Genomic DNA, 6,196 nt, shown 5'->3' on the forward strand with positions numbered 1-6,196 from the left:
CCTGAGAACGATGTTTGCTGTCGAAGTGCGCGACCATATGATGATTGCCCATAGCCTGCCGCGCGAGGTGTTCGGTCCCGCCCAAGCCATGCACGGCGCGACATTCGTCGTCGATGCGGCGTTCATGACGGAAGATCTCGACGAGAATGGTCTCGGTGTCGATATCGGACTGGCGACGGCCGTTTTGAAAGATGCAGTTGCACCGCTCAATTACCAGAATCTCGATGAACTGGATGTTTTTCGCGGCAAGATCACAACGACGGAAGTGCTGGCCAAACACATTTTCGATGACCTGCGCCGCCGTATCGATGCCGGTGAGTTGGGGCCAGGCGGAAAGCGAGTTTGCCGGCTGAAAATCACGCTGCACGAGAGCCATGTCGCACGGGCGTGGTACGAGGCTGCGGTTTGAGCCACGCAGATAGAAAAACTGACGCACCGCATCTCGTTTTTGCGATTCCGGGTGACATTGAAATCCGTAGCGGCGGTTATGGTTATGACCGGCGCGTGATCGAGGAACTGCGCAAGCTCGGCTGGCGGGTCGATCATGTCCGCCTGCCTGATGGCTTTCCGGCTCCGAGCCGTAACGAATTGGAGACTGCGGCAAGGCAGTTTGCCTGCCTTCCCGATGAAAGCCTCGTCCTCGTCGACGGGCTGGCATTCGGTGCCATGCCCGAGATTGCTCGTCAGGAGGCAATACGGCTGAAATTGATCGCGCTCGTACATCACCCCTTGGCGCTGGAAACAGGGATTTCGGAACGACAAGCGCAAAATCTTCGTAAGAGCGAGGCTACAGCGCTCGTCTCAACGCGTGGGATTATCGTAACAAGTCCGGAAACCGCCCGTACGTTGATCTCGGATTTTCGCGTCCGTCCAGATGCGATCTGTGTCGCTATCCCGGGCACCGAACCGGCCAGTCCCGCTCGGGGTGGAATTGATGGTGAACCACCGTTGATCCTCGCCGTAGGTTCACTGACGCAGCGCAAGGATCACGCAACGCTCGTCGCGGCGCTGGCACGGCTGCGTGACCGGCCATGGCATTGCCGTATCGTCGGTAGCGACAGCATGGATCCGGTATCCGCATCCGCCCTGCGTCGGCAGATCACGGATCATGGGCTCGACGACAGGATTGCCGTGACAGGCGCTCTCGATGATGTCGATGCTGAATATGATCGGGCCGATATTTTCGCCCTGGCAAGTCGTTACGAAGGTTTCGGCATGGTATTTGCCGAGGCGATGTCGCGAGGATTGCCGATTGTTGGTTGCCGTGGTGGTGCGGTGCCGGACGTCGTGCCCGACAGTGCTGGAATTCTGCTGGAACCCGGCGATGTCATTGGATTTTCTGAAGCGTTGGCGACGCTGCTGGATGATCGACAGGCGCGGCGCAATTATGCTGCCGGCTCCCTTGTTGCCGGCCGCAAACTGCCGGACTGGCGGGCGGGCACGAAGGTGTTGGCTGATTTTCTGAAGGGCATCCGATGAGCGGTTTCGACAAGCGCTGGCTTGACCTACGGGAAGTTGCCGATCATGCGGCACGTGATTGCGATCTGCGCAGGCAAGTAATCGATCATGTGATGCCGGCCGGTGAGGGGGCACTTGTTGTCGATCTTGGAGCCGGTACGGGCTCGACTTTCCGGGCGCTTTCGCCCGAGGCACTTCATTGGCGCTGGCGGCTCGTCGATAATGATCCGTTTTTGCTTGCCGAGGCCAGAAACCGGCATGGGCAATCTGCCCGGATAGAATGTGTCGAAGCACAGCTGAGCGATCCTGCCATCGACCTGTTGTCGGGAGCGCGGCTGATCACGGCTTCCGCCCTTTTCGACCTTGTTTCCGAGGAGTTTCTGGTACGATTGCTGGCGCAGGTCGTGCAGACGGAAGCTGGCCTCTACGCGGCGCTGAATTATGACGGGGTTTGTCGCTGGGACAGCTCTCATCCAGTGGATGAAGAGGTCGTTGCGGCATTCAACGCACACCAGCGACAGGACAAGGGATTTGGCCCTGCGCTCGGTCCGACTGCTGCACCGGTTTTGCGCGCGCTGCTCGAGGAGCAAGGTTTTAAGGTCGCAATGGCGCCAAGCCCTTGGCGGCTAGACCGTTCACATGCGGAACTGCAGCGGCAGTTCGTTTCCGGCATGGCAACGGCTGCCGCCGAGACCGGGCTTCTCGCTGAAACGGATATCAACGACTGGCGTTTGGCACGACTGGAACGGGCGGAAAATTCGGGCTGCCTTATCGGGCACTGGGATCTATTCGCCGTTCGGTGACGCGACCTCTAACCCGTTGTGAAACGCATCCTTTGGACCACGCCGATTGGAACCGGCGTGGTGGTGTCTGTTTTCTCTGTATAGCGCCTTACTTCTTGGCGCCCTGATTTTCCGTCTGCTGGTCCGCCTGGATAGCAGTGAGCGCGATGGTGAAGACGATGTCGTCGACAAGGGCGCCGCGCGACAGGTCGTTGACCGGCTTGCGCAGGCCCTGCAGCATCGGGCCGACGGAAACGACATCGGCGGAGCGCTGGACGGCCTTGTAAGTGGTGTTGCCGGTGTTCAGATCCGGGAAGACGAAGACATTGGCGCGACCGGCAACCGGGCTGTCGGGAGCCTTGGAACGGCCGACGCTTTCGACGCTTGCCGCATCGTACTGGATCGGACCGTCGATCAGCAGGTCGGGCTTGCGCTGCTTGGCAAGCTCGGTTGCTTCGCGCACCTTGTCGACATCGCCGCCGGTACCCGACGTGCCGGTCGAATAGGAGATCATCGCCACCCGCGGATCGATGCCGAAGGCTTTTGCCGTGTCGGAAGACTGCACGGCGATTTCCGCCAGCTGGTCGGCCGTCGGGTTCGGGTTGATGGCGCAGTCGCCATAGACCAGGACCTGATCGGGCATCAGCATGAAGAAGACCGAGGAGACGATGCTCTGGCCCGGCTCCGTCTTGATCAGCTGCAGGGCAGGGCGCACCGTGCTGGCGGTGGTATGGACCGCACCGGAGACCAGACCATCGACTTCACCGACGGCGAGCATCATGGTGCCGAGAACGACGGTGTCTTCCAGCTGGGCCATTGCCTGGGGAGGCGTCATGCCCTTGGACTTGCGCAACTCGACCATGGCGTCGACATAGTTGGCGCGCACGGCCTGCGGGTCGAGGATTTCCAGATCGGCGGGCAGTTCGATGTCCTTGGCCTTGGCGATCATCTGGATGGCATCGGGGCGGCCGAGCAACACGCAGCGGGCAATGCCCTTCTGGTGGCAGATGACTGCGGCCTGCAGCGTGCGGGGCTCTTCACCCTCGGGCAGCACGATGCGCTTGTTGGCGCGGCGTGCGCCTTCGATCAGATGATTGCGGAAGCGCGGCGGCGACAGGCGTGCTTCGGTCGAGGTGCCGATGCGGTCGCGCAGCGATGTCGTGTCGATATGTTCGGCGACGAAATCGATGACCTTTTCCATGTGCTGGCTGTCATCCTGGCTGACATGATAGCTCAGATGGGCCAGGCGCGAGGCGGTGGCATAGGTATCGTCGGGGGTGGAGAGGATCGGCAGGATGTTTGAGCCGACCGAGGCCATCAGGTCTGCGACCGGGGTTGCGAGCGGTGCGCCGCAGGTGAGAAGCAGGCCGGCAAGCGGCACGCCGCGGCTATGGGCCAGCGCAGAGGCAAGCGCGATATCGCTGCGGTCGCCGGGCATGACGACGAGCGTCTCGGGACGCAGGCGGTCGATCATCTTCTCGACCGAGCGCGCACCGACGACGATCTCGCGGACACGCACAGCATCGAGCTTGGAACCCTGCACGACGCTGAGATCCAGCGACGAGACGAGATCGGACAGGCGCGGCGTGTTCAGGTTCGGCTCGTAGGGGATCGCGCCGAGGATGATGCTCGTTTCCATTCCTGCCTTGGCAAATGCCGCTGTCAGCGCCTCACGCCGGCTTGTCTCAGGCAGCTTGTTGACGAGCAGGCCGGCAAAATGGCCATCGGCGTCGCGCATGTACTGGCGCTCGGCGAGCGCAACCGTATCGGTCAGCCGCTTGTCATCGTCGACACCGCTGACCACAGGCACCACCTCGGCGTCAAGGCTTCGGGCGATTTCGACATTGAGCCGGGGGACGATCTGCAGATCGGTAAACGGGATCAGGCCTTCGACGACAACGACGTCATGATCGGCGCGCAGGGCTTCCGTCATCGTTGCGACTTCTTCCAGCAACAGGTCAAGCTCGCCCTTGCGCAGAAGATCTTCTGCGTGGGTGAACGCGATCGGCTCGGGGGCCTCCGTCAGGCACAGGCTGCGAGCAAAATAGGTGGAGACTTCGGTGGTCTTCAGCGGCGAGCCGGGATGCTCACTGGCTGTCGGCTGGGCGATCGGCTTGACGAAACCGACCTTCAGACCGTCACGCTGCAGGGCTCGCACGAAACCGAGCGCTATGGCGCTCAGGTCGACGTCTTGCGCCAGCGGTGCGAGGAAAATGAGATGTGCCGACATGAAACTATCGCCTTTCGATTTGTCATGACCGTTCCGGCTATGCCGGGAAAATCTATTTTGAGGCGTCCGGCAATCCATCATGAGGACCGGACGCCTCGGAATTTGATCGGGTATTTCGCCTCAGCTAGCGTTACCTATATAGGGCCGGGCCTCGTTTGCTATGGCCCATTCCTCGTTGGTGGCGATAACGGCCGCAGCGGTCCTGCTGCCGGAGGCGCTGATCACGCCGCAACGCCCGCCGTACATCTGAGCATTGGTTTCTTCATCCAGGGTGATGCCGAATACCTCGAGCCTCGCGATCGTCTTGCGGCGCACGGAGGCCGAGTTTTCACCGATACCTCCGGTAAACACGATTGCGTCGAGACGGGGCAGGGAAGTAGCAAGACCGCCGATGTAACGGGCCAGGCGATGAACCATTGCGTAGAGTGCCAGGACCGCGCCTCCATGGCCTTCAGCCGCGGCACTTTCCAGCGTGCGGCAATCGTTGGAGAGACCGGAGAGACCAAGCAGACCGCTCTTGCGGTTGAGCAGCGTGTCGAGTTCGTCGATCGTCAGGCCGTCCTCGCGGGCGATGTGGAAGAGTGCGCCCGGATCGATGTCGCCGGAGCGGGTGCCCATGACGAGACCTTCAAGCGGAGTAAGGCCCATCGACGTATCGACGCTTTCGCCGTTCAGGACTGCGGTTGCGGAGGAACCATTACCGAGATGGGCAATCACTAGACCATGATCCTTGGCGTCGAGGCCCAGCAGTTCGACTGCTTCCTTAGCAACAAAGCCGTGGCTGGTGCCGTGAAAGCCGTAACGGCGAATGCCTGCGTCCCGATAGGTCTGCGGGATGGCATAGGCATGCGCGGCTTGCGGGATGGTCATGTGGAAGGACGTATCGAACACCGCCACGTGCGGCACCCAGCCAAGCACTTCCATGGCGATACGCACGCCAAGCACGTTTGCCGGGTTATGCAGCGGTGCGAGATAAGAGAGAGCTTCGATCTCGTCGAGGACCGCAGCATCGAGGCGAGTGGCCTTAACGAAACGCTCCCCACCATGTACGATCCGGTGCCCGACAGCGCCGATCGCGTCCAGCAGATCGCGTTCCTTCAGGCTGTCCATCAGTCGGCGCAGCGCTGCATCATGGTTGCCGCCATCAAGCGCAATCGTAACTTTCGCATCGTTTTCCTTGAGGATCAGCCGGCTTTCCGAGTGTCCGAGATTTTCGGCGAGGCCCGAAACGACTGCCGTACGGCCTTCACCGGCAAACAGGCTGAACTTCAGCGACGAGCTGCCGCAATTGATGATGAGAACGTGAGACTGATCTTTGGCCATTTATGTAATCCTCTGGCGGGATGTGCCGTATAGGCACGGCTCCTCATCGCAACGGCCGTTGCCGCTCGCGCTTGTCCGGTTGATATCGATTTCAATATTGCTGCGGGTTGCATGACCGTTCGGGCCACGGTCCACCCTCGGGAAAATATCGAGGCGTGGGCACCCACCAGATGCCCACGCCTTTGCGAAGCCGAGGCCTCACAGGGGTGTTTCAGAAGCTTTCCACGCAAAGCGCGATGCCCATGCCGCCGCCGATGCACAGTGTTGCGAGGCCCTTCTTTGCGTTGCGAGCTTTCAGCGCATGCAGCAGCGTGACAAGAACGCGTGCACCGGAAGCACCGATCGGATGGCCGATGGCGATCGCGCCGCCATTGACATTGACCTTGGCCGGATCCCAGCCGAG

General features: G+C 61.1%; 5 protein-coding genes and 1 pseudogene. 3 read left to right on the forward strand and 3 right to left on the reverse strand.

Annotated elements, in window-relative coordinates; translation table 11 throughout:
* Positions 1 to 10 precede the first annotated feature (10 nt).
* Genes HNQ72_RS19505 through HNQ72_RS19515 form a run of 3 tightly spaced genes read left to right on the forward strand, consistent with a single transcriptional unit; the run spans position 11 to position 2,261 of the window.
* Positions 11 to 409 (forward strand): 6-pyruvoyl trahydropterin synthase family protein, encoded by a 399-nt coding sequence (locus HNQ72_RS19505; protein ID WP_183994397.1) that lies wholly within the window; start codon positions 11 to 13, stop codon positions 407 to 409.
* On the forward strand, positions 406 to 1,479 hold the full coding sequence (locus HNQ72_RS19510) for a glycosyltransferase family 4 protein (RefSeq protein WP_183994399.1): 1,074 nt from the start codon (positions 406 to 408) through the stop codon (positions 1,477 to 1,479). Before HNQ72_RS19505 ends, HNQ72_RS19510 begins: the two co-directional genes overlap by 4 nt.
* Positions 1,476 to 2,261, forward strand: coding sequence for a class I SAM-dependent methyltransferase (locus tag HNQ72_RS19515; RefSeq protein ID WP_183994401.1), 786 nt, complete (start codon positions 1,476 to 1,478; stop codon positions 2,259 to 2,261). Before HNQ72_RS19510 ends, HNQ72_RS19515 begins: the two co-directional genes overlap by 4 nt.
* 88 nt (positions 2,262 to 2,349) lie before the next feature.
* On the opposite strand, the gene pta is transcribed toward HNQ72_RS19515, so the two are convergent.
* The 3 genes and pseudogenes from pta to HNQ72_RS19530 form a co-directional block, all read right to left on the reverse strand.
* On the reverse strand, positions 2,350 to 4,470 hold the full coding sequence (gene pta / locus HNQ72_RS19520) for a phosphate acetyltransferase (protein ID WP_183994403.1): 2,121 nt from the start codon (positions 4,468 to 4,470) through the stop codon (positions 2,350 to 2,352).
* 120 nt (positions 4,471 to 4,590) lie between these two features.
* Positions 4,591 to 5,793 (reverse strand): acetate/propionate family kinase, encoded by a 1,203-nt coding sequence (locus HNQ72_RS19525; protein WP_183994405.1) that lies wholly within the window; start codon positions 5,791 to 5,793, stop codon positions 4,591 to 4,593.
* A 211-nt stretch (positions 5,794 to 6,004) separates the two neighbouring features.
* Positions 6,005 to 6,196, reverse strand: a pseudogene (locus HNQ72_RS19530) (acetyl-CoA C-acetyltransferase); the annotation flags it as partial.

Source organism: Aliirhizobium wenxiniae, from assembly GCF_014201355.1.
Taxonomy (GTDB): domain Bacteria; phylum Pseudomonadota; class Alphaproteobacteria; order Rhizobiales; family Rhizobiaceae; genus Neorhizobium; species Neorhizobium wenxiniae.